Annotated in this window: 19 protein-coding genes; 3 read left to right on the top strand and 16 right to left on the bottom strand. The window is 62.1% G+C overall.

The genetic code is table 11. From position 1 onward, the window contains the following. The 4 genes from DM374_RS30785 to DM374_RS30800 form a co-directional block, all read right to left on the bottom strand. On the bottom strand, positions 1-831 hold an 831-nt coding region (locus DM374_RS30785; RefSeq protein ID WP_110973283.1), incomplete at its 3' end, for an ATP-binding cassette domain-containing protein. Further along, positions 828-2117, bottom strand: a complete 1290-nt coding sequence (gene livM, locus DM374_RS30790) for a high-affinity branched-chain amino acid ABC transporter permease LivM (RefSeq protein ID WP_110973284.1) — start codon at positions 2115-2117, stop codon at positions 828-830. The genes livM and DM374_RS30785, both read right to left, overlap by 4 nt. Before the next feature lie 2 nt (positions 2118-2119). Next, the gene (locus DM374_RS30795; protein ID WP_095155985.1) at positions 2120-3034 is read right to left on the bottom strand and encodes an ABC transporter permease subunit; all 915 of its coding nucleotides are present in this window, start codon (positions 3032-3034) and stop codon (positions 2120-2122) included. Positions 3035-3194: 160 nt separating this feature from the next. Continuing rightward, complete coding sequence (locus DM374_RS30800) at positions 3195-4331, bottom strand: branched-chain amino acid ABC transporter substrate-binding protein (protein ID WP_110973285.1); 1137 nt, start codon at positions 4329-4331, stop codon at positions 3195-3197. A gap of 464 nt (positions 4332-4795) precedes the next feature. Here DM374_RS30800 and pncB point away from each other — a divergent pair, with 464 nt between their 5' ends. Both pncB and nadE read left to right on the top strand, forming a co-directional pair. Next, positions 4796-6001: a nicotinate phosphoribosyltransferase gene (gene pncB / locus DM374_RS30805; RefSeq protein ID WP_110973286.1), complete on the top strand. Its 1206-nt coding sequence runs from the start codon at positions 4796-4798 to the stop codon at positions 5999-6001. A 3-nt stretch (positions 6002-6004) separates the two neighbouring features. Beyond that, on the top strand, positions 6005-6832 hold the full coding sequence (gene nadE, locus DM374_RS30810; RefSeq protein WP_110973287.1) for an ammonia-dependent NAD(+) synthetase: 828 nt from the start codon (positions 6005-6007) through the stop codon (positions 6830-6832). Between the two features lie 83 nt (positions 6833-6915). On the opposite strand, the gene azu is transcribed toward nadE, so the two are convergent. Further along, complete coding sequence (azu, locus tag DM374_RS30815; RefSeq protein WP_110973288.1) at positions 6916-7362, bottom strand: azurin; 447 nt, start codon at positions 7360-7362, stop codon at positions 6916-6918. A 348-nt stretch (positions 7363-7710) separates the two neighbouring features. On the opposite strand from azu, the gene DM374_RS30820 reads away from it, so the two are divergent. Beyond that, positions 7711-8298: an LOG family protein gene (locus DM374_RS30820; RefSeq protein ID WP_110973289.1), complete on the top strand. Its 588-nt coding sequence runs from the start codon at positions 7711-7713 to the stop codon at positions 8296-8298. Here the strand turns inward: DM374_RS30820 and DM374_RS30825 are convergent. The 11 genes from DM374_RS30825 to DM374_RS33905 form a co-directional block, all read right to left on the bottom strand. Next, positions 8283-9197 carry a transglutaminase family protein gene (locus DM374_RS30825; RefSeq protein ID WP_110973290.1) on the bottom strand — a complete coding sequence of 305 codons (915 nt, stop codon included), beginning with the start codon at positions 9195-9197 and terminating at the stop codon, positions 8283-8285. The two genes, DM374_RS30820 and DM374_RS30825, sit on opposite strands and share 16 nt — an antisense overlap. Further along, positions 9197-11674, bottom strand: a complete 2478-nt coding sequence (locus DM374_RS30830; RefSeq protein ID WP_110973291.1) for a circularly permuted type 2 ATP-grasp protein — start codon at positions 11672-11674, stop codon at positions 9197-9199. The genes DM374_RS30825 and DM374_RS30830 overlap by 1 nt, the downstream gene beginning before the upstream one ends. Before the next feature lie 222 nt (positions 11675-11896). Beyond that, positions 11897-14194: a YgiQ family radical SAM protein gene (locus DM374_RS30835; RefSeq protein WP_110973292.1), complete on the bottom strand. Its 2298-nt coding sequence runs from the start codon at positions 14192-14194 to the stop codon at positions 11897-11899. Between the two features lie 105 nt (positions 14195-14299). Further along, entirely contained in the window at positions 14300-15697 is a 1398-nt protein-coding gene (gene dnaB, locus DM374_RS30840; protein WP_095155976.1) for a replicative DNA helicase, read from the bottom strand. 110 nt (positions 15698-15807) lie between these two features. Then, positions 15808-16254, bottom strand: a complete 447-nt coding sequence (gene rplI, locus DM374_RS30845; RefSeq protein WP_095155975.1) for a 50S ribosomal protein L9 — start codon at positions 16252-16254, stop codon at positions 15808-15810. A gap of 21 nt (positions 16255-16275) precedes the next feature. Continuing rightward, a complete protein-coding gene (locus tag DM374_RS30850; RefSeq protein ID WP_110973293.1) occupies positions 16276-17175 on the bottom strand; it encodes a YybS family protein in 900 nt (299 codons plus the stop codon). Positions 17176-17211: 36 nt separating this feature from the next. Beyond that, positions 17212-17442, bottom strand: a complete 231-nt coding sequence (rpsR, locus tag DM374_RS30855) for a 30S ribosomal protein S18 (protein WP_003171373.1) — start codon at positions 17440-17442, stop codon at positions 17212-17214. 28 nt (positions 17443-17470) lie between these two features. Then, positions 17471-17896 (bottom strand): 30S ribosomal protein S6, encoded by a 426-nt coding sequence (gene rpsF, locus DM374_RS30860; protein WP_095155973.1) that lies wholly within the window; start codon positions 17894-17896, stop codon positions 17471-17473. Between the two features lie 282 nt (positions 17897-18178). After that, a complete protein-coding gene (gene rlmB / locus DM374_RS30865; RefSeq protein WP_110973294.1) occupies positions 18179-18925 on the bottom strand; it encodes a 23S rRNA (guanosine(2251)-2'-O)-methyltransferase RlmB in 747 nt (248 codons plus the stop codon). Continuing rightward, positions 18922-21501, bottom strand: a complete 2580-nt coding sequence (gene rnr, locus DM374_RS30870) for a ribonuclease R (RefSeq protein ID WP_110973295.1) — start codon at positions 21499-21501, stop codon at positions 18922-18924. Before rnr ends, rlmB begins: the two co-directional genes overlap by 4 nt. 30 nt (positions 21502-21531) lie before the next feature. Continuing rightward, a partial coding sequence (locus DM374_RS33905; protein WP_225422634.1) for a hypothetical protein occupies positions 21532-21770 on the bottom strand: 239 nt, incomplete at its 5' end.

The raw sequence follows: 21770 nt of genomic DNA on the forward strand, positions 1-21770 counted from the left end.
AGTCGGGTTGTTGCGGATGTCCTGCGGCTTGCCTTCGGCGATCACGTTGCCGTGGTCGAGGACCACGATATGGTCGGAGATGCTCATGACCATGCCCATATCGTGCTCGATCAGCACCACGGTGATGTCGTGCTCGTCGCGCAGCACGCGGATCATCCGGCTCAGGGCTTCGGTCTCTTGCGGGTTGAGGCCCGCAGCCGGTTCGTCGAGGCAGATGATCTTGGGCCGCGTGCACATGGCCCGGGCGATTTCCAGGCGGCGCTGCTGGCCGTAGGAAAGCTCGCCGGCGAGGCGGTTGGCGCAGTCCACCAGGTCCACCACTTCCAGCCAGTAGAAGGCGTGGTCCAGCGCGTCGCTTTCGGACTTGCGGTAACCCTTGGTGTTGAGCACCCCGGCCAGCAGATTGCGGTTGACCCACATGTGCTGGGCCACCAGCAGGTTCTCCACCACGGACATTTCCTTGAACAGGCGAATGTTCTGGAAGGTCCGGGCGAGCCCGGCGCGGTTCACCAGGTGGGTGCCGCCGAACATCTTGTAATGCACACGATTGATGAAGCGCTTGGGCGAAACGAAATCGCCCGGCTCGAAGCGCTCGCCGAGCAACTGGATCACGTTGGTCTTCGAGCCGCGCACATTCAATTCGATCTTGCCACCGCTGGCCTTGTAGAAGCCGGTGAGGCAGTTGAACACGGTGGTCTTGCCCGCGCCGTTGGGGCCGATCAGGGCGAAGATTTCGTTGCGCTTGACCTTCAGGCTGACATCGCTCAGCGCCTTGATCCCGCCGAACTGCATCATCAGGTTGTCGACCGAGAGGATTACTTCGTCGCTCATGGCGCCACTCCTTTACGCGGGACTACACCGGTACGGCTGATACGAATCAGGCCGCGCGGTCGCCAGATCATCATCAACACCATCAACACGCCGAACAGCAGGACCCGGTATTCGGAGAAGCTGCGCAGCAGCTCCGGGGCCACGGTCAGGACGAACGCGGCGATCACCACGCCGACGGTCGAACCCATGCCGCCGAGCACGACGATTGCGAGAATGAGCGCCGACTCGAAGAAGGTGAACGAGGACGGGTTGACGAACCCCTGGTAGGTGGCGAAGAACACCCCGGCCAGGCCCGCGGTGGAAGCACCGAGGGTGAACGCCGAGAGTTTGACCAGTACATGGTTCAGGCCCATGGAGCGGCAAGCGATTTCATCTTCGCGCAGCGCTTCCCAAGCGCGGCCAACAGGCATGCGGGTCAGCCGGTGCTTGATGTAAAGCACCGCCAGCACGACGAGGAACAGCACGATGTAGATGAACAGGAATTTCAGGTTGGGGTTGTACTCGATGCCGAAGAACTCGTGAAACGGTACGCCGCCGTCTTTGGCGCGACGACCGAATTCCAGGCCAAAGAAGGTCGGCGACGGTGCCGGCATGCCGTTCGGGCCGCCGGTGAAGGACAGCCAGTTGTTCAACACCAGGCGGATGATTTCACCGAAGCCCAGGGTCACGATCGCCAGGTAGTCGCCATGCATGCGCAACACCGGGAAGCCGAGTATGCACCCCGCCAACGCCGCAGCGATGGCCGCCAGCGGCAGTACACTCCAGAACCCGAGGCCCAGGTATTGGTAACCCAGCGCCAGGCCATAGGCACCAATGGCGTAGAACGCCACGTAACCAAGGTCGAGCAGGCCGGCCAGGCCGACCACGATGTTCAGGCCCAGGCCCAGCAACACGTAGATCAGGCCGAGGATGACCACAGTCAACAGGTACTTGTTGGCGAAGATCGGGAAGACGATGGCGATGACGATCAGCGCCGGGATGATGTAGCGCAGCCGCGACTTGTAGTTCGGCGCCAGTACATGCACGCCCGAGCCACCGCTGTCGAAGCCCTCGAGCATGCGCTTGCCCGTGCTGCTCTGGAAGAACACGCTGAGCACGAAGCGCCCCACCATCACCCCACCGACCAGCCAGGCCACCCGGGCCGGTTGGGCGTTGAAGCTGTAGCCATCAAGGACCACGCCGACCACCGGACCGAACACGATCAGGGCCAGCAGGCCGGCGACGATGGTTTCCAGCAGGCTGCGTTTGATATCGAAACCGGAAGAAGCAGTTTTGGCAGTGGACATGTTCACACCTTAGCCACGAGCGGGCGACCCAACAGGCCTTGCGGACGGAAGATGAGGATCAGTACCAGCAGCGAGAAGCTGAACACGTCCTTGTAGTCGGAGTTGATCAGGCCGGCGAACAGCGACTCGGAAATACCGAGGATGATCCCGCCGAGCATCGCGCCAGGAAGCGAGCCAATGCCGCCGAGCACCGCAGCGGTGAACGCCTTGATGCCGATGATGAAGCCGGCATAGAAGTCGAAGGTGCCGTAGTTCATGGTGATCAGCACGCCGGCCAGAGCAGCCATCACCGCGCCGATGATGAACACGTAGGAAATCACCCGGTCGGTGTTGATCCCCAGGATCGAGGCCATCTTGCGGTCTTGCTGGGTAGCGCGGCACATACGGCCGAGCTTGGTGTACTTGATCACGTAGGTGAGCAGGCCCATGCCGGCGAACGCGGCGATCAGGATGAAGATCTTGGTGTAGGTCAGTTGTACGAAGCCCGTACCGATGTCGACGCGCCAGGCGCCTTCGAGCAGGGTTGGCACGCCTTGCTGGCGGGCGCCCTGGCTGATCTGGGCATAGTTCTGCAGGATCAGGGAAATACCGATGGCACTGATCAGCGGTGCCAGACGGGTGGAGTTACGCAGGGGTTTGTAGGCGATGCGTTCGATGGTGAAGCCATAGACGCCGGTGACGACAACCGTGAACAACAAGGTTCCCAACATCAGCAGCGGAAAGGACTCGACGCCGAAATAGGCCAGCAATGCCAGGCTGATTGCCGCCAGGTAAGCGGAAATCATATACACCTCGCCGTGCGCGAAGTTGATCATGCCGATGATGCCATAGACCATTGTGTAGCCGATGGCGATCAGACCATAGACAGACCCGAGAGTCAGTCCATTGATCAGTTGCTGCAGGAAAATTCCATCCATAACGCAATCTCACGTATTTGAGATTGCACAAGCGCCGACTACGGCGGGCCCCGGATGAAGAGGCCCTCGCAGCGCAGGGTTGTGCAGATCTACGAGAAAAGACAGGTACGGCAACCGGGCAACGGCCCGGGACACGAACGCCCCGGGCCGAATGCCGTTGTTATTTTTGTTTTTCGAGCTGGTGGTATTTGCCGCTGGCGTCCCACTGGTAGACCACGTAGTCGGAGACGGTCAGGTCGCCCTTGCTGTCCCACTTCTTCTCGCCCATGACGGTTTTCACCGGATTGGCCTTGAGCCACTTGGCGGCGTCCTCGCCTTTGTTCGACTTGGAGCCGTTGAACGCGGCAGCCAGCGCCTGGACCGAAGCGTAGGCGTACAGGGTGTAGCCTTCAGGCTCGGTGCCGCCCTTGCGGAACTCTTCCACCACGGCCTTGCTGTCTGGCAGCAGGCGCGGGTCGGCGCCAAAGGTCATGTACACGCCGTCGACGAACTGCGCACCGCCCGCGGTGGCCACCAGTTCGTCGGTGACGATGCCGTCGTCGGACATGAACTTCACATCTTTCAGGCCGGCTTCACGCAGTTGGCGAACCAGTGGGCCGGCTTCCGGGTGCAGGCCACCGAAGTAGACGACGTCGGCGCCCGCGCCGCGAATCTTGGTCACCACGGCGCTGAAGTCTTTCTCGCCACGGGTCAAGCCTTCGTACAGCACCGGCTTCACGCCGCGTTTCTCCAGTTGTGCCTTGGTCGCGTCGGCCAGGCCCTGACCGTACGTGTCCTTGTCGTGCAGGACGACGACTTTCTTGCCCTTGAGCACGTCGACGATGTAGTCGCCGGCGACGATGCCTTGCTGGTCGTCACGGCCGCACATGCGGAACATGGCGCCCAGGCCGCGTTCGGTGACCTGCGGGTTGGTGGAGCCCGGGGTGATGGCGATCACGCCGGCTTCGTCGTAGACCTCGGAGGCAGGGATGGTGTTGGAGGAGCAGAAGTGACCTACCACACCGGCCACCTTGTCCTGGTCGACCAGACGGTTGGCCACGGCCACGGCCTGCTTGGGCTCGCAGGCGTCATCGCCTTTGACCAGAACGATCTTCTCGCCGTTGATCCCGCCTTCGGCGTTGATCTTGTCGGCCGCCGCCTGAGCACCTTTCATGTATTGCTCGCCAAACGCTGCGTTGGCACCCGTCATGGGGCCCGCGACGCCGATTTTTACATCGGCCTGTACATACGAAGAAATGCCCAGCGCCGTTGCCACGGCCAAGGCAAGAAAGCCTTTCTTGTAAAACGTCTGCGACATGTGTTGGTGCTCCTGATGTTTTTTTGGGTTGGCACTACAACTTTCAGCAACTTGTATCTGCGTCTTGCTCAGAGCAAGCGCCGTGCCATCGATTTTTTATTCGAAAGAAACTCGTGCTCAGGTTCACCGGCAAGCGGTCGCGGGCTTTCTTTATGGGTCGTGCAACCCTCTGCAACACAGAAAGTTACACCCGAGGCCATAAATAGGCGCAACCACTCAACGCCATCATTGCAACCCTCGCGCGTGTTTACGTGCAACCGTCCTGTAACAGCCTGCGTAACGGAAGTGCACATCCGTGGTGCGCGACTGCTACAGCAAGCACCATAAGAGGCTAGTCTGGGTTGGAGAAATCGCCGCTAAAGGTAGGCTGCTACCGAATGACCCGGCAGACGCCGGCTTCGCCCAACGGCAAAGACTGGCACAATGAGCAGCTCTGATGGCACACGCCTGGACTGGAGCCTTATATGAGCGAAAGCGCCTTCGCCGATCGCATCGTGCAGAGCCTGCTGGACACCGATTTCTACAAGCTGACGATGATGCAGGCGGTGCTGCACAACTACCCCAACGTCGACGTCGAGTGGGAGTTCCGCTGCCGCAATGGTGAGGACCTGCGCCCCTGGCTGGGGCAGATCGGCGAACAGATCGAGCGCCTGAGCGAGATGTGCATCAGCAACGAGCAACTGGCCTTCCTTGAGCAGATCAGCTTCATGAAGCCGGATTTCCTGCGCTTCCTCGGTCTGTTCCGCTTCAACCTGCGCTACCTGAAACTGGGCATCGAGAACGACCAGCTTTTCCTTCGCCTGCGCGGCCCGTGGCTGCACGTGATCCTCTTCGAGGTCCCGCTGCTGGCGATCATCAGCGAGGTGCGCAACCGCAACCGTTATCCACAGGTGCGCCTGGAACAGGCCCGCGAACAACTGCACCGCAAGTTCGACTGGCTGCGCGCCAACGCCAGCGATGAGGAACTGTCCGAGTTGCAAGTCGCCGATTTCGGCACCCGCCGGCGCTTCTCCTACGGCGTCCAGGAAGAAGTGGTGAAGGTGCTCAAAGCCGACTTCCCCGCGCGCTTCGTCGGCACCAGCAACGTGCACCTGGCATGGAAACTGGATATCAAGCCACTGGGCACCATGGCCCACGAATGGATCATGGCCCACCAGCAGCTCGGCCCGCGGCTGATCGACAGCCAGATTGCCGCCCTCGACTGCTGGGTGCGCGAGTACCGCGGCCTGCTGGGCATCGCCCTGACCGACTGCATCACCATGGATGCCTTCCTGCAGGACTTCGACCTGTACTTCGCCAAGCTTTTCGATGGCCTGCGGCATGACTCGGGCGACCCGGTGATCTGGGCGGAGAAAGCCATCGAGCATTACCGCAAGCTCGGCATCGACCCGATGACCAAGACCCTGGTGTTTTCCGATGGCTTGAACCTGACCCGTTCGCTGGAAATCTTCCGGGCCCTGCGCGGACGGATCAATGTCAGCTTCGGCATCGGCACCAACCTCACCTGTGACATTCCCGGAGTGGCGCCGATGAGCATCGTGCTTAAAATGACCGACTGTAATGGCCAGCCCGTGGCCAAGATTTCCGATGAGGCCGCCAAGACCCAGTGTCGCGACCCCAACTTCGTTTCCTACCTGCGTCACGTTTTCAAAGTTCCCAGCGAGGAGTAACCCATGCAAGCCGTCCAGCGAGAGATCGCGCAGCAGCTCAAGGTCCAGCCGCCGTTCGCCGACCAGGCCGCGCTCGAAGCCGAAGTGGCCCGGCGCGTCGCCTTCATCCAGCAATGCCTGAAAAACGCCGGGCTCAAGACCCTGGTGCTGGGCATCAGCGGCGGCGTCGATTCGCTGACTGCGGCGCTGCTGGCCCAACGCGCGATCAACGACCTGCGCCAGCAGAGCGGTGACGAGCACTACCGTTTCATCGCCGTGCGCCTGCCGTACCACGTGCAGCACGACGAACACGATGCCCAGGCCTGCATCGACTTCATCCAGCCAGACGAACTGCACACGGTGAACATCGCCCCGGCAGTGCGCGCCCTGGCCACCGAGGTCAAGGCCCTGGAAGGCGGTCAGCCGAGTCTGGTGGATTTCGTGGTCGGCAACACCAAGGCGCGCATGCGCATGGTGGCCCAGTACACCATCGCCGGAGCCCGCGCAGGCCTGGTGATCGGCACCGACCACGCGGCGGAAGCGGTGATGGGGTTCTTCACCAAGTTCGGTGATGGTGCCTGCGACCTGGCACCGCTGAGTGGGCTGGTGAAAAACCAGGTGCGTTCGATCGCACGCAACTTTGGCGCGCCGGAATCGCTGGTAGAGAAAGTGCCGACCGCCGACCTGGAAGACCTTGCGCCGGGCAAGCCGGACGAAGCGTCACACGGCGTGACCTACGCGCAGATCGACGCCTTCCTGCACGGCGAGCCGGTGAGCGAGGAAGCGTTCGAGATCATCAAGCGGACGTATCAGAAGACGCATCACAAACGGGAAATGCCGTTCGCGCCTTAGAAGGGCATCGCGAGCAAGCTCGCTCCTACAGAGCACGACATACGCCAAACCTGTAGGAGCGAGCTTGCTCGCGAAGGGGATTTTTACTTCAGAACGATGGTGCCTTTCATCATCGAGATGTGGCCCGGGAAGGAGCAGAAGAAGCCGTAGCTTTCGCCAGCGGCCAGCTTCGAAACGTCGAAGGTAACGGCGTCTTTCTCGCCAGCGCCGATCACTTTGGTGTGCGCGATCACGCGGGCATCACCCTCTTTCAGGTAATCCTTGTCGATACCGGCACTCAGACCGTCGGTAGCGATTGGCTGCATGTCAGCGGCTTTGCTGATCACCAGGTTGTGGCCCATGACGTTCTTCGGCAGGTTGCCGGAGTGGGTCAGTTCGACGGTGAACTGCTTGCAGCTCTTGTCGATGGCGATTTCCTTGGTGTTGAAGGACATCTGGTCGGTGGAGTCGACGGTGACCTTGCAATCAGCAGCCATTACCTGGGCACTGGCAACGGTCAGCAGGGACACGGCAACGAACTTGGCAAACATTGTGAATCTCCATGGCAGGTTTTTTATCGAAATCAGACTGCCCTATCCAGCGCTCTGCGCTGCTGATATGGGTCAAACGTGGGACCATATCCGGGCGGTGAAATTCTTCTATGGTGTCCATCAAGACAATCAACGTGCCCATCATGCCCGTATGACGGACGATGCGACAACCTCTCAATTAGGAGTAGTCCCACATGTCCATCAGCACTTTCATGCAAAGCATGCTCGCCGCCTACGCCTGCGCCAACGCCGGCAACGTGTACGAGTTCTCCCGCCCGGAATAACACAACGCTTGGAAGAGCTGCCCATGGCCCTTACTCTGTGGCGATTTTCGACCCGGAGAAAACCATGTCTCTACGTTCCGTCTGTGTATTCTGCGGCGCCAGCACTGGCGCCAATCCGGCTTACCGCGAAGCCGCGGTGGCGCTCGGCGAGGCCATCGCCCGTCGCGGTCTGACCTTGGTCTACGGCGGTGGCGCCGTGGGCCTGATGGGCATCGTCGCCGACGCGGCCATGGCGGCCGGCGGTGAGGTGATCGGCATCATCCCGGTCAGCCTGCAACGCGCTGAAATCGCCCACCCCGGCCTTACCCGTCTTGAAGTGGTGGACGGCATGCACGCGCGCAAGGCGCGCATGGCCGAACTGAGCGATGCCTTCATCGCCCTGCCCGGTGGCCTTGGCACCCTGGAAGAACTGTTCGAAGTCTGGACCTGGGGGCAACTCGGCTACCACGGCAAGCCACTGGGGCTGCTGGAGGTCAACGGCTTCTACGAGAAACTCAGCGGCTTCCTCGATCATGTGGTCGAGGAAGGCTTCGTCCGCCCGCAACACCGCTCGATGCTGCAACTCAACCCCGCGCCCGACGCCCTGCTCGACGCACTGGACGCCTGGAAGCCGGTAGTCGCGCCGAAGTGGGTCGATCAACCGCCCGCGTGAGCCGGCCAGTCCTCCAGTGGCAACACCGTCACCCGCACATCCGGGTCGTGGCTGCCACCGCCGAGAATGACCCCGCGCAGCGGTGACACATCGGAAAAGTCCCGCCCCCAACCGAGGGTGATGTGTTCCAGCGCCGGCAGCAGGTTGTTGGTGGGATCGAAATCCACCCAACCCTGCTGCGGGCAGAACACCGAGACCCAGGCATGCGAGGCATCCGCACCGATCAGCCGCGCCTGCCCGGGCGGCGGTCGGGTCAGCAGGTAGCCGCTGACATAGCGCGCCGCCAGACCACGAGAGCGCAGGCAGGCGAGCATCAGGTGGGCGAAGTCCTGGCAGACCCCGCGACGTCGTGCCAGCACCTCCACCAAAGGTGTAGCGACCTGGGTCGCACCGGCATCGAAGGTGAATTCGCGAAAGATCTTCTCCATCAGCGCCCGCACCGCCACCAGCAGCGGCACGCCGGCACCGAAGCACGGCTCGGCAAACTCCACGAAGCGCTTTTTCAGGCGGACATACGGCGACTCGAAACGGTAACGGCAGGCATCCAGGACCTCCGCCGACAGCGCCTGTCGCGAATAACCGAGGGCGTTGCGCGCCAGTTCCCAGGGCGGTGATTCCGTCAGGCAGGGCGCAGGCCGGGGCAGCACCTCGACACGCACCCGAGTGCTGACCCGCAACTCATCGTGCTGGTACTCCAGGGCCAACCGGGTCAACGGGTTGCCGAACACATCCAGCGCGTCGCGCCGCCGCGTCGGCGTTGGTGTTACGTCCAGGTGCCGCTCCTCGCAGCGCTGCCACGGGCAATCCCGCGGCCACAGGTGCACCAGTTGCTGGGCCAGCGACACCGGGCTGGCGTAGCGGTAATGGGTGTCGTGAAGAATCTGGTAACGAACACTCATCACGCGGACACCGTCTGCTGGCTGATATCGACATGGGCGAAGTGACGCAGGGCCAGGCGATCGGATACCGCTTCGCTGGCCTCGGCGATTTCCGTGAGCAGCGCCGCCAGCCCATCGAGCACCGCCCGTACGCTGGATTCGCCAAACAGCGGGTTTTCCAGACTGTGCAGATCGAAATGCTGCAAGCGTACGGCAAGCTGCGCCAGATCCGCTTCCGGCGGGGTGCCAAAGGACGCTTGCAGACGCCCCAGCGAACGCAGCAGCGCCTTGAGCTGGAACAGCACCGCATGGGGGTTCTGCTCGTCCAGCAGAAGCAAGTCCAGCACCGGCACCCGTTGCGCCACCGCCAAATAACGCGAGCGATAGGTGATGCTGCTGTTGGCCAGTTCCAGCAGCCACTCCAGCCCCACCTGATCGGCGTCTCCCGGCCCGCGCAGGAAGCTCGCCAGGCTGCTGCTCAAGGCGTAGACGCGCTCGATGCGCCGCCCCGTCATCAGGAAGCGCCAGCCTTCGTCGCGGGTCATGTCATCCAGGGCGAAACCGGACAGCGCCGCCAACGCGAGAATCAGGCGGTTGAGGAAGTCCAGCAACTCGGCGAAATCTGCCGACAGATCATCGAGGCGCTGGGCTTCCCGTTGCAGTTCCACCAGCGCTTGCCAGTTCTCCCGTGAAAGCTTGCCGCGTACTTGCCCCGCAGCCCATTGCAGACGCTGCAAATTGGCCCGCAGGCTGAAACCCCACGCCGGGTCGAGCAGTGCGGTGCGCAAACGCGCGTCCAGCGTACCCTCGGCGGGCAACAGCGAAAGCTCTTCGGCCAGGGTCACGGCGGCGTCCAGCGCTTGCGGCGAGTCGCCGTCGAGATAACCACTCAGGAGAATCCGCAGCAGCCGCGCGCTGGCATCGCAGCGTTCGCAGTAGCGGCCGAACCAGAACAGGTTCTCCACCACCCGCGAAGGCAGGTACGGGTCCTGGCGGATCAGATCGGCCACGCCGAGGCTGCGACTGGCTTGCCATTGCTCGCCCTGGGCCGCGACCTCGCCGAGCACCCAGGTGTCCTTGCTGGCCCCGCCACGCTGCATCGACACCACCTCGGCATCCGCCTGCGCCGCCACCCGGGTCAATCCACCCGGCAGCACCCGGTAGCCATCGGCGCTGGCCACGGCATAGACGCGCATGCCCACCGGGCGGGCCTGCAAGTGATCGGCCTGCCACACCGGCGCCTGGGAAAGCTGCGCCAGTTCCTGGGCGACGTAAGCGTACGGGCGCGCCCGCAGGCGCTCGACCAGGGCCTGACGCTGAGCGTCATCCAGATCTCGCCCCAGCAGCGGCTGGAAGCTCTGCGAAGGAAAGGCCGGCTTGAACAGCAGTTCCGGCAATTTTTCCACCGCCTGCTCCAGCGCCGCCGGCTCACCGCACCACCAGGTGGCGATGGACGGCAGGCTCAGTTCTTCGCCGAACAGGCGCTGACTGATGGCCGGCAGGAAGCCGAGCAAACCTGGCGACTCCAGCACTCCGCTGCCCAAGGCATTGGCTACCAGCACCCGTCCCTGGCGCACGGCGTCCAGCAGGCCCGGCACACCAAGCGCCGAATCGGTGCGCAGTTCCAGTGGGTCGCAGAAGTCATCATCGAGCCGGCGCATGATCGCGTGGACTCGCCGCAGACCGCTCAGGGTCTTGAGGAAGACCGTACCGTCGCGCACGGTCAGATCACTGCCTTCCACCAGTGGGTAGCCAAGCTGGCGGGCCAGATAAAGGTGTTCGAAATAGCTTTCGTTGAAGCGCCCCGGCGTCAGCAGTACCACCAGCGGCGTTTCCCATTCGCTGGGCGCCAGTCGCGCCAGGCTCTGCTGCAACGTGCGGAAAAAGCCGGCGAGGTGCTGTACATGAAGGTCGCGGTACAGCTCGGGAAAGGCGCGGGACACCACGGTGCGGTTTTCCAGCGCATAGCCGGCACCGGACGGCGCCTGGGTGCGGTCGGCAGTAACCCACCAGCGGCCATCGGGACCGCGCGCCAGATCCGCAGCATAGACATGCAGGAACGTCTGCTCCGGCACCGAAATGCCCTGGCACGGCCAGAGAAAATTATTGTGCCCATGCACCAGTTCGGCCGGCAGCAGGCCTTCGCCAATCAATTGTTGTGGGCCATAGATATCCGCGAGCACCGCGTTGAGCAGGCGAGCACGCTGCGCCACGCCCTGCCCAATCGCCTGCCACTCGGCGGCGGGAATGACCTGCGGCAACAGGTCCAGCTCCCACGGCCGGTCGGCGCCGTCGGGGTCAGCGTAGATGTTGTAGGTGACGCCGTTTTCCCGCAGTTGCCGGTTCAGCAGCGCCTGGCGCTGGGCCAGTTGCGCCGGGCTGCTGCGCTGCACATGGGCGTACAGCGCCTGCCAGTGCGGACGCACCGCGCCATCGGCGGCAAGCATCTCGTGATAGGTCGCGGCGCTCAGCGAAGAACGATCCGACAGGTCAGCCATGGCAGTGCTCATTTACGGGCAGGGTGTCTCGGCGTCGTGCGCCAAGCGTTTTTGCACAGAAACGCGGCAAGAGTTATGCCACCGGGGCTTTCGCCGAGCATTCATTGAACATGAACAAAGGCCGGCGCACCAGGCGCCGGCCTTATGGAAGACGATGCACTGAACCAGTGCTTTGCAACGCCTCATGGCGGGGCATGTCATCAACACACCCCACCATGGACATCAGCGCGGCACAGCCGGCTGGCGAGGCTTGCGCGGGCCTTTGCCTTTGGCGGCGTCCTTGCGCGCCTTGGCGGCTTCCTGGTTGCGGGCGAATGCGGCGGCCTTGGCCTCTTCGCGCTTGTCCCACGGCTTGCCGCCGTCACTGGCCCGCGGTGGCAGGCCGGTGTGCTGGGTCAGGATCTTCTGTTCCTTGCCCACCTTGTGGCTGCCCGCCGGGGTGGAGTTCTTGCGTCGGGCGCTCTGGTAGCTGTCGGTCGCCGGCTGGTGGGCCGGGATCAACTGGTTCTTGCCCGAGCCGATCAGGTCGGCGCGGCCCATGCGCTCCAGCGCTTCGCGCAGCATCGGCCAGCCCTTCGGATCGTGGTAACGCAGGAACGCCTTGTGCAGACGGCGCTGCTCATCGCTCTTGACGATGGTCACGCCTTCGCTCTTGTACGTGACCTTGCGCAACGGGTTCTTGCCCGAGTGGTACATGGCGGTGGCCGAGGCCATCGGCGACGGGTAGAACGCCTGCACCTGATCGGCGCGGAAGCCGTTGCCCTTGAGCCACAGGGCCAGGTTCATCATGTCTTCGTCGGTGGTGCCCGGGTGGGCGGCGATGAAGTACGGGATCAGGTACTGCTCCTTGCCCGCCTCTTTCGAGAATTTCTCGAACATGCGCTTGAAGCGGTCGTAGCTGCCGATACCAGGTTTCATCATCTGGTTCAGCGGACCTTCCTCGGTGTGCTCCGGAGCGATCTTCAGGTAGCCGCCGACGTGGTGCGTCACCAGCTCGCGCACGTACTCCGGCGATTCCACCGCCAGGTCGTAGCGCAGGCCCGAGGCGATCAGGATCTTCTTCACGCCCGGCAAGGCACGGGCGCTGCGGTAGAGCTTGATCAGCGCCGAGTGGTCGGTGTTCAGGTTCGGGCAGATACCCGGGAACACGCAGGACGGCTTGCGGCAGTGGGTCTCGATCTCGGTGCTCTTGCAGGCGATGCGATACATGTTCGCGGTCGGTCCCCCGAGGTCGGAGATGACGCCGGTAAAGCCGGGCACCTTGTCACGAATCTCTTCGATTTCGCGGATGATCGACTCGTGGGAGCGGTTCTGGATGATTCGGCCTTCGTGTTCGGTGATCGAGCAGAAGGTACAGCCGCCGAAGCAGCCGCGCATGATGTTCACCGAGAAGCGGATCATTTCGTACGCGGGAATGCGCTCCTTGCCGTAGGCCGGGTGCGGGATTCGCGCGTAAGGCATTCCGAAGACGTAGTCCATTTCTTCGGTGGTCATCGGAATGGGCGGCGGGTTGAACCAGACGTCCACTTCACCATGCTTCTGCACCATCGCCCGGGCGTTGCCGGGGTTGGTTTCCAGGTGCAGCACGCGGTTGGCGTGGGCATAAAGGACGGCGTCGTTGCGCACTTTCTCGAAGGACGGCAGACGGATCACGGTCTTGTCCCGGGTCATCCGCGGGCTGTCCAGCAACTGGACCACCTTCGCTTCGTTCGGGTCTTCGACCTCGCCCTTTTCCTGCTCGATGGCGCAGGCCTGGGTGTCCTGGGTGTTGACGTACGGGTTGATGATCTTGTCGACCTTGCCCGGACGGTCAATGCGCGTCGAGTCGAACTCGTACCAGCCCTTCGGCGTGTCACGACGAATGAACGCGGTGCCGCGCACGTCGGTGATGGTCTCGATCGACTCGCCAAACGACAGGCGCTGGGCCACTTCGACGATGGCTCGCTCGGCGTTGCCGTAGAGCAGGATGTCGGCGCTGGCGTCGATCAGGATCGAATGACGAACCTTGTCCTGCCAGTAGTCGTAGTGAGCGATGCGGCGCAGCGACGCCTCGATGCCACCCAGAACGATCGGCACGTTCTTGTAGGCTTCCTTGCAGCGCTGGCTGTAAACCAGGCTGGCACGGTCAGGACGCTTGCCGGCCATGCCGCCTGGGGTGTAGGCGTCGTCCGAACGAATTTTCTTGTCGGCGGTGTAGCGGTTGATCATCGAGTCCATGTTGCCGGCGGCGACGCCGAAGAACAGGTTCGGCTCGCCGAGCTTCATGAAGTCGTCTTTCGACTGCCAGTTCGGCTGGGCGATGATCCCGACGCGGAAGCCCTGGGCCTCCAGCAGCCGGCCGATGATCGCCATGCCGAACGACGGATGGTCGACGTAAGCGTCGCCGGTCACGATGATGATGTCGCAGGAGTCCCAGCCGAGCTGATCCATCTCCTCCCTGCTCATCGGCAGGAATGGCGCTGGTCCGAAGCATTCGGCCCAGTACTTGGGATAGTCGAAGAGTGGTTTGGCTGCTTGCATGTCAGTGACCGGTTTTTTTGGATGCAGGAAAATCGCGGGCGCGGAATATAGCACAAAAATTGACCAATTCCGACGCTGCAGGTCGGAATTGATCAGGGGACGATTTTATTCGTCGTCGTCGAAGTTGTAGCTGCCCGGCGCGAGGTTCTCGAAGCGGGTGTACTTGCCGATGAACGCGAGGCGGATAAAGCCGATCGGGCCGTTCCGCTGCTTGCCGATGATGATCTCGGCAATGCCCTTGTGCTCGGTTTCCGGGTGATAGACCTCGTCCCGGTAGACGAACATGATCACGTCGGCGTCCTGCTCGATCGCTCCGGATTCCCGCAAGTCGGAGTTCACCGGGCGCTTGTTCGGGCGTTGCTCCAGGGAGCGGTTGAGCTGCGACAGGGCAATGACCGGGCAGTTGAACTCCTTGGCCAGGGCCTTGAGCGAGCGGGAGATTTCGGAGATCTCGTTGGTCCGGTTGTCGCCACTGGAGCCCGGGATCTGCATCAACTGTAGGTAGTCGATCATGATCATGCCGACTTCGCCGTGCTCACGGACCAGACGCCGGGTCCGCGCGCGCATCTCCGACGGGCTGATACCGGCGGTATCGTCGATGAACAGCTTGCGGTCGTTGAGCAGGTTGACCGCCGAAGTCAGTCGCGGCCAGTCGTCGTCATCCAGTTGGCCGGAACGCACCTTGGTCTGGTCGATGCGGCCAAGGGACGAGAGCATACGCATGATCAGCGATTCGCCTGGCATCTCCAGCGAGTACACCAGCACCGCCTTGTCGCTGCGCAACACGGCGTTTTCCACCAGGTTCATGGCGAAGGTGGTCTTACCCATCGATGGACGACCGGCGACGATGATCAAGTCGGCCGGCTGCAGGCCGCTGGTCTTCTCGTCCAGGTCGGTGTAGCCGGTGGACAGGCCGGTGATGTCGCTGTCGGAGTTGAACAGCGTGTCGATGCGGTCGATGGCCTTGGTCAACAGGTCGTTGACGCCCACCGGGCCACCGGTCTTGGGCCGTGCCTCGGCGATCTGGAAGATCTGCCGCTCGGCTTCATCGAGGATTTCTGCGGCGTTGCGCCCTTGCGGGTTGAAGGCGCTGTCGGCGATGTCGTTGCTGATGCTGATCAGTTGGCGCAGCGTCGAGCGCTCGCGAATGATCTGCGCGTAGGCCTTGATGTTGGCCACCGACGGGGTGTTCTTCGCCAGCTCGCCGAGATAGCCCAGGCCGCCGATTTGCGAGCTGAGGCCCTCTTTGTCGAGCTGCTCGTGCAGCGTCACGACGTCGAAGGGGACGTTCTGGTCGACCAGCTTGTGGATCGCCCGGAAGATCAGGCGGTGGTCATGGCGGTAGAAGTCGCCATCGGAGACTTGATCGAGCACTCGCTCCCAGGAGTTGTTGTCCAGCATCAGGCCACCGAGCACGGCCTGTTCGGCCTCGATGGAATGCGGCGGAACCTTCAGGGCGGAGGTTTGCAGATCATATTGCTCTGGGGCGGTTATCTCGTTCATGGCCACCTGGAAATCTGGGTGTTGAAAAAGACAAAGGGCACGACCTGCAATGCAGGATCGTGCCCGATGTTAACCGGCTGACCCCGAGGGAGCCAGCAGGTCGATACAGCTTAGGCTGCGACGACGACCACGCGAACGGTGGCTTCAACGTCGCTGTGCAGGTGCACGGCAACGTCGTATTCGCCGACGTTACGGATGGTGCCGTTTGGCAGACGAACTTCAGCTTTGGCCACTTCAACGCCGGAGGCGGTCAGGGCGTCAGCGATGTCGTGGGTGCCGATCGAACCGAACAGCTTGCCTTCGTCGCCAGCGGTGGCAGTGATGGTCACTTCCAGCTCGGCCAGTTGGGCAGCGCGGGTTTCAGCCGAAGCTTTCTTGTCAGCAGCAGCTTTTTCCAGCTCAGCGCGACGTTCTTCGAACGCGGCCAGGTTGGTAGCGGTAGCGGCGACAGCCTTGCCGAATGGCAGCAGGAAGTTACGGCCGTAACCCGACTTAACTTTAACTTTGTCGCCCAGGTTGCCCAGGTTGGCGACTTTTTCCAGCAGGATCAGTTCCATTTGGTAATAACCTCTTAACTTTTAACCTTCACCGTTCGCGGAGCCGTTGTCGGCGTCATTTGAGGACGCCCCGCGTCCGCGAAAATCAATCAGGCTGTCGACAATGGCCAGGACCACGAGCAACGGATAAATCAGCTGCATGAACAGCAGCAGTGTCACGTACAACCCGACCAGCCAGAACTTCGCCAGTCGTTTCTGCGCCACCAGGCCGTGAATCACGGCCAGTCCGGCGAAGAGCAGCGGGATGGTGCAAAGCGGTGTCAACATCGCCAGTTCGGTACCGAAATTCGGCCCCACCAGAATGATCACCAGCAGCCCCAACGCCACCGCCAGCGGCAGTCTCACGGCGCGAAACTCGCGACCGAAGCCTCCCGGGTTATACAACGCTGCTTGCCAGTAGCGACCCAACATCAGGGCCAGCACACTGACAGCTTGCAACAATGCCGCAATCAGGCCGGTAAGCACTGGTGCGATCAGCCCCTCCAGACGGGCCCGTTCTTCTACCTTCAACTGCTGGTAGATCCCGTCGAGCATCTGCGGGAGGATCTTGGCGATCCCCTGCGCAAGCGACTCGATCGGTTCACGGAACACCGAACCCAGAGCGACGCCATACACCAGGCCCAGGGCGATGCTGAACAACAGCACCCGATTCCAGGACTGCCCGGCGCGCAACAGCGCAGCCAGACCCAGCGTGCCAAGCAACACCATCAAGGTGCGCGGCTCGCCGAAAAACCACCAGGCCAACGCCGGCAGCAATGCCCAGGCAAGGACACCGGAGGCATCCTTGAAACCGCGCCGCAGGAAGATCAGGCTCCCGGCGGCGGCACTCAACCAGAACAACAGCGGCAATGCCGCACAACCGACCACTACGAGAGTGGCCTGCACGCGACCGCGCATGATGAAATCAGCCAGGGCACGCATGCAATTTATCCTTTGCTACCTGTCGACGACCCGGTCTCAGCGGCCGTGGCTGTCGGTGTAGGCCAGCAGGGCCAGGAAGCGGGCACGCTTGATAGCGGTAGCCAGCTGACGCTGATAACGAGCTTTGGTACCAGTGATACGGCTTGGAACGATCTTGCCGGTTTCAGATACATAAGCTTTCAGGGTGTTGAGATCTTTGTAATCGATCTCTTTCACTTCTTCAGCAGTGAAGCGGCAGAATTTACGACGACGGAAGAAACGTGCCATGTAATAGGCTCCTCAAAAGGTCCGTGGATTACTCGTCAGCGTTATCGCTGTTGTCGCTGTCATTGCTGTCATCGCCTTCGGCGCTGTCAGAATGCTCAGGACGATCGCGACGCTCACGGCGCTCACTGCGGTTTTCTTCAGCCTTGAGCATCTCGGACTGGCCGGTAACGGCTTCGTCGCGACGGATGACCAGGTTACGGATCACGGCATCGTTGTAGCGGAAGTTGTCTTCCAGCTCGGCCAGGGCCTTGCCAGTGCACTCAACGTTCAGCATCACGTAGTGAGCTTTGTGAACATTGTTGATTGCGTAGGCCAGTTGACGACGGCCCCAGTCTTCCAGACGGTGGATCTTGCCGCCGTCTTCTTCGATCAGCTTGGTGTAACGCTCAACCATGCCGCCGACTTGCTCGCTCTGGTCCGGGTGGACCAGAAAGATGATTTCGTAATGACGCATGAATGCTCCTTACGGGTTGTAGTCTGCCGACAAATGGCGGTCAGACAAGGAGTGAATGACACTTGTATGTCTTGCCTTGGAAAGAGGCACATGCGCGCCTGCCAACACGGCAAGGGGCGCAATTGTAGAGAAGCGCCGAGGGACAAGCAAGGTGATTGGTGAAATATTGAGCAGTGCCGATAGCCGGCAATCTCAAAAACAACTGTAGGAGCGAGCTTGCTCGCGATAAGCCGTTTCAGGGGCCTTCGCGAGCGAGCTCGCTCCTACAAGAGGGATCGCGAATTATTTGCCGGCTTTACGCTGACGTACAGCCTCGAACAGGCAGACGCCAGTAGCGACCGATACGTTCAGGCTGCTGACGCTGCCTGCCATCGGCAGCTTGACCAGGAAATCGCAGTGTTCGCGGGTCAGGCGGCGCATGCCCTTGCCTTCTGCACCCATGACCAGCACGGTCGGCCCGGTCATGTCCTGCTGATACAGTTCCTGCTCGGCTTCGCCAGCAGTGCCGACCACCCACAGGCCACGTTGCTGGAGTTTCTCCAGGGTTCGCGCCAGGTTGGTCACGGCCACCAGCGGCATCACTTCAGCAGCGCCACAGGCAACTTTACGCACGGCCGCAGTGAGCGTTGCCGATTTGTCCTTCGGCACGATGACCGCCAGCGCACCGGCAGCATCGGCGGTACGCAGGCAGGCACCGAGGTTGTGCGGGTCAGTGACACCATCGAGAACCAGCAGCAGCGGAACCGTCTCGGTACGCTCCAGCAACTCTTCGAGCATCGCCTCGCCCCAGACCTGGCTCGGGCTGACCTCAGCGACCACGCCCTGGTGAACACCTTCGACCCAGGCATCCAGCTCGCGGCGTTCGGCCTGACCGACCGCAACGCGATTGTCAGCGGCCAGCGCCAGCAGCGCCTGGATCCGAGGCTCGCTACGACCCTCGGACAGCCAGATTTGCTTGACCCGCTTGGGGTGGTGCCGCAACAGCGCTTCTACGGCATGCACGCCGTAGATCTTTTCCAACTGACTCATGACTTGCCTTTGGGTTTACGCGAGGTGGAACCGGCTTTGGGCGGCCCCTTGCGGTGTTTGGTCGGTTTCTCGGTCTTGCCGGATTTGCCCGCCGGCTTGCCGCTGGCGTGCGCCTGCTTGGCGTCGGCCAGCAGTGCCTTCTTCATTTCCCGGCTCTTGCGCACTTCAGCGTTTTTCGCTGCGGCATGGGAAGGGAAATAGGCTTCGGCGGTTTCGTTCTTGGCTTTCTTGGCGCGAGGTGCCGGCTGCTCTTTGGCAGCGGCTGGAGCCTTGCCAGCAGCTTCGGGCGCGGTCTGACGCTGTTTGCGGCCGATCGGCGCATTCAGGGTGTTCTCGGCCATTTCGAAGTCGATCTTGCGTTGTTCCAGATCGACGCGCATCACCCGCACTTCGACGGTATCGCCGAGACGGAAGGTGCGACCGGTACGTTCGCCGGTGAGGCGGTGATGGACCGGATCGAAGTGGTAGTAATCACCCGGCAGCGCGCTGACATGCACCATGCCTTCGACATAGATGTCGGTCAGCTCGACGAACAGGCCGAAACCGGTCACCGCGGTGATCACACCCGGGAACGACTCGCCCACGCGGTCTTTCATGTACTCGCACTTGAGCCAGTTGACCACGTCACGGGTCGCCTCGTCGGCGCGCCGCTCGCTCATCGAGCACTGTTCGCCCAGTTGCTCGAGGGTGTTTTCGTCGTACGGGTAGATCCGCGCCTTGGGAATGCTCATCGCACCGGCGCGCTTGACGTGCGGGGTGTCCTGGCGGGAACGGATCACGCTGCGGATGGCCCGGTGGGTCAGCAGGTCGGGGTAGCGGCGAATTGGCGAGGTGAAGTGGGTGTACGCCTCGTAATTCAGGCCGAAGTGGCCGTTGTTGTCGGCGCTGTACACCGCCTGGCTCAGCGAACGCAGCATGACGGTCTGGATCAGGTGGAAGTCCGGGCGACCGGCGATGCTGGCCAGCAGTGCCTGGTAGTCCTTCGGCGACGGACCGTCCTTGCCCTTGTGCAGGGAGAGGCCCAGCTCACCGAGGAAGGCGCGCAGTTTTTCCAGGCGCTCCGGCGGCGGACCGTCGTGGACCCGATAAAGGGCCGGGATCTCGTGCTTCTTGAGGAACTCGGCGGTGGCGACGTTGGCCGCCAGCATGCATTCCTCGATCAACTTGTGGGCGTCGTTGCGCACGGTCGGGCGGATTTCCGCGATCTTGCGCTCGGAGCCGAAGATGATCCGGGTTTCCTGGGTTTCGAAGTCGATCGCACCGCGGGCATGGCGGGCATCCAGCAACACCTTGTACAGCGCATAAAGCTGTTTCAGGTGCGGCACCACGCCACTGTATTCCTCGCGCAGGGCACGGCCTTCGCGGGTGCGGGCGTGTTCCAGCATGCTGCTGACCTTGTTGTAGGTCAGGCGGGCATGGGAGTGGATCACCGCTTCGTAGAACTGGTAATCGACCATCTGCCCGGATTTGTTGATGGTCATTTCACAGACCATGGCCAGGCGATCGACGTGCGGGTTCAGCGAGCAGAGGCCGTTGGAAAGCTCTTCGGGGAGCATCGGCACAACGCGCTCGGGGAAGTACACCGAGTTGCCACGCACCTGGGCTTCGGCATCCAGCGCCGAACCGAGGCGGACGTAGCTGGACACGTCGGCGATGGCGACGTACAGGCGCCAGCCACCGGAGAACAGCCGCAGCTTGCCGAGGCTTTCGCAATAAACGGCGTCATCGAAGTCGCGGGCGTCTTCACCGTCGATGGTGACGAACGGCAGGTGGCGCAGGTCGATGCGCTTTTCCTTGTCCTTCTCTTCGACTTCAGGCTTGAGCTTGCGCGCTTCTTTAACGACCGCTTCGGGCCAGACGTGCGGAATATCGTAGCTGCGCAGGGCAACGTCGATTTCCATGCCGGGAGCCATATAGTTGCCGATGACTTCGACAACGTCGCCCTGAGGCTGGAAGCGCGGGGTTGGCCAGTGGGTGATCTTCACCTCGACGAACTGACCGACACGCGCGCCGCCACTGCGACCCGGGGTGACCAGCACTTCCTGCTGGACCTTCGGGTTGTCGGGGGTGACGAAGCCGATGCCGCCTTCTTCGAAGTAGCGGCCAACAATGCTTTCGTGGGCGCGGGAAATGACCTCGACAACCACGCCTTCGCGGCGGCCACGGCGGTCGACACCGGAAACACGGGCCAGGGCGCGGTCGCCGTCGAACACCAGGCGCATCTGCGCGGGGCTGAGGAACAGGTCTTCGGAGCCGTCATCGGGAATCAGGAAACCGAAACCGTCGCGATGTCCGGAAATACGGCCGAGGATCAGGTCGAGCTTGTCCACCGGGGCATAGGTGCCGCGCCGGGTGTAGATAAGCTGGCCGTCACGCTCCATCGCCCGAAGACGACGGCGCAGGGCCTCGATCTGTTCCTCGGTATGCAAGCCGAGTTCCTCGACCAGCTGCTCGCGCGCAGCGGGCGAGCCTCGTTCGGCGAGGTGCTGGAGGATCAGCTCACGGCTAGGGATGGGGTTTTCGTATTTTTCCGCTTCACGAGCGGCCTCGGGATCGAGGGACTGCCAATCGGCCATTAGGAGGGGTTCACCTTGTCTATATAAGGGTTAGTTTGGCATAGCCGTATTGAAACCGGAAATTTCAACCTTGGACAGCCCCGTCGGGACCGTCCCCAGAATGCGCTGTTCGCTGTGGAAGACCAACGGCTTGAATCTTTTAAGATTTTTTTCAAACCGGGGCTTTACAGCCGTTTGGGCCATCCGTATAGTGCGCACCACAGCGACGGAGACCGTCGTTATAGTTGAGAAGCCGCACGATGTGAAGCATCGAAGCGAAATCAACGAAA

The sequence above is a fragment of the Pseudomonas huaxiensis genome, from assembly GCF_003231275.1.
Lineage (GTDB): Bacteria > Pseudomonadota > Gammaproteobacteria > Pseudomonadales > Pseudomonadaceae > Aquipseudomonas > Aquipseudomonas huaxiensis.

Excerpts from the sequence above, each read along its gene's own strand:
- pncB (WP_110973286.1), top strand. The coding sequence starts at position 4,796 with ATGAGCGAAAGCGCCTTCGCCGATCGCATCGTGCAGAGCCTGCTGGAC.
- rpsF (WP_095155973.1), bottom strand. The coding sequence starts at position 17,896 with ATGCGTCATTACGAAATCATCTTTCTGGTCCACCCGGACCAGAGCGAG.
- rlmB (WP_110973294.1), bottom strand. The coding sequence starts at position 18,925 with ATGAGTCAGTTGGAAAAGATCTACGGCGTGCATGCCGTAGAAGCGCTG.
- DM374_RS30850 (WP_110973293.1), bottom strand. The coding sequence starts at position 17,175 with ATGCGTGCCCTGGCTGATTTCATCATGCGCGGTCGCGTGCAGGCCACT.
- DM374_RS30820 (WP_110973289.1), top strand. The coding sequence starts at position 7,711 with ATGTCTCTACGTTCCGTCTGTGTATTCTGCGGCGCCAGCACTGGCGCC.
- rplI (WP_095155975.1), bottom strand. The coding sequence starts at position 16,254 with ATGGAACTGATCCTGCTGGAAAAAGTCGCCAACCTGGGCAACCTGGGC.
- azu (WP_110973288.1), bottom strand. The coding sequence starts at position 7,362 with ATGTTTGCCAAGTTCGTTGCCGTGTCCCTGCTGACCGTTGCCAGTGCC.
- DM374_RS30800 (WP_110973285.1), bottom strand. The coding sequence starts at position 4,331 with ATGTCGCAGACGTTTTACAAGAAAGGCTTTCTTGCCTTGGCCGTGGCA.
- DM374_RS30830 (WP_110973291.1), bottom strand. The coding sequence starts at position 11,674 with ATGGCTGACCTGTCGGATCGTTCTTCGCTGAGCGCCGCGACCTATCAC.
- dnaB (WP_095155976.1), bottom strand. The coding sequence starts at position 15,697 with ATGAACGAGATAACCGCCCCAGAGCAATATGATCTGCAAACCTCCGCC.
- livM (WP_110973284.1), bottom strand. The coding sequence starts at position 2,117 with ATGTCCACTGCCAAAACTGCTTCTTCCGGTTTCGATATCAAACGCAGC.
- DM374_RS30825 (WP_110973290.1), bottom strand. The coding sequence starts at position 9,197 with ATGAGTGTTCGTTACCAGATTCTTCACGACACCCATTACCGCTACGCC.
- nadE (WP_110973287.1), top strand. The coding sequence starts at position 6,005 with ATGCAAGCCGTCCAGCGAGAGATCGCGCAGCAGCTCAAGGTCCAGCCG.
- rnr (WP_110973295.1), bottom strand. The coding sequence starts at position 21,501 with ATGGCCGATTGGCAGTCCCTCGATCCCGAGGCCGCTCGTGAAGCGGAA.
- DM374_RS30795 (WP_095155985.1), bottom strand. The coding sequence starts at position 3,034 with ATGGATGGAATTTTCCTGCAGCAACTGATCAATGGACTGACTCTCGGG.
- DM374_RS30835 (WP_110973292.1), bottom strand. The coding sequence starts at position 14,194 with ATGCAAGCAGCCAAACCACTCTTCGACTATCCCAAGTACTGGGCCGAA.
- rpsR (WP_003171373.1), bottom strand. The coding sequence starts at position 17,442 with ATGGCACGTTTCTTCCGTCGTCGTAAATTCTGCCGCTTCACTGCTGAA.